This is a genomic window from Serratia sp. H1w (assembly GCF_000633355.1).
Classification (GTDB): Bacteria; Pseudomonadota; Gammaproteobacteria; order Enterobacterales; family Enterobacteriaceae; genus Chania.
In genome coordinates this window covers 1-970 of sequence record NZ_AYMQ01000175.1, presented here as the reverse complement: position 1 = coordinate 970, position 970 = coordinate 1, and the positions used below count along the sequence as shown (strand labels likewise).

Annotated in this window: 1 pseudogene; it reads left to right on the top strand. The window is 54.0% G+C overall.

Features of this window, described 5'->3' with window-relative positions:
* Positions 1-97 precede the first annotated feature (97 nt).
* Positions 98-970, top strand: a pseudogene (locus U869_RS32055) (IS3 family transposase); the annotation flags it as partial.

Genomic DNA, 970 nt, shown 5'->3' with positions numbered 1-970 from the left:
CCGGAATCATTAGACCATTACAGCTATGACCTGCTCCCCGTTGATTAGTACACCCCAATGTTAGTAATGTCTTCATAAGCCACATGAGGACATCCCCATGAAGAAGCGTTTTTCCGACCAACAGATCATCAGTATTCTCCGCGAGGCTGAAGCCGGGGTATCCGCCCGTGAACTCTGTCGCAAGCACGCCATTTCCGATGCTACGTTTTACACATGGCGTAAGAAGTATGGCGGTATGGAGGTGCCTGAGGTTAAGCGCCTGAAGTCGCTTGAGGAAGAGAACGCCAGACTCAAGAAGCTGCTGGCCGAAGCCATGCTGGATAAAGAGGCGCTTCAGGTAGCTCTTGGGCGAAAGTACTGACGACAGACCAGAAGCGGGAAGCTGTGGTGTTGATGTGTGATGCGACCGGTCTGTCGCAACGTCGTGCCTGCAGACTCACAGGTTTATCCCTGTCGACCTGCCGCTATGACGCTCAGCGTCCGGCTGCTGATGCGTATTTATCAGGGCGCATCACTAAGCTGGCACTGGAGCGCAGGCGTTTTGGCTACCGCCGCATCTGGCAGTTACTGCGCCGTGAAGGGCTTCATGTTAATCACAAGCGCGTTTACCGCCTTTATCATCTGAGCGGTCTGGGCGTAAAACGCAGACGACGTCGTAAAGGACTGGCAACAGAACGTCTGCCGCTGCTTCGCCCAGCAGCGCCCAATCTGACCTAGTCAATGGATTTCGTCATGGACGCATTGGCCACCGGTCGCAGGATCAAGTGTCTTACCTGCGTGGATGACTTCACGAAGGAATGTCTGGCGATCACTGTTGCTTTTGGGATTTCAGGCGTGCAGGTCACGCGTATTCTGGACGGCATTGCGCTGTTTCGCGGCTATCCGGCTACGATAAGAACTGACCAGGGGCCGGAATTTACCTGCAGAGCACTTGACCAGTGGGCTTATGTGTCAATACCGATTGAATTCT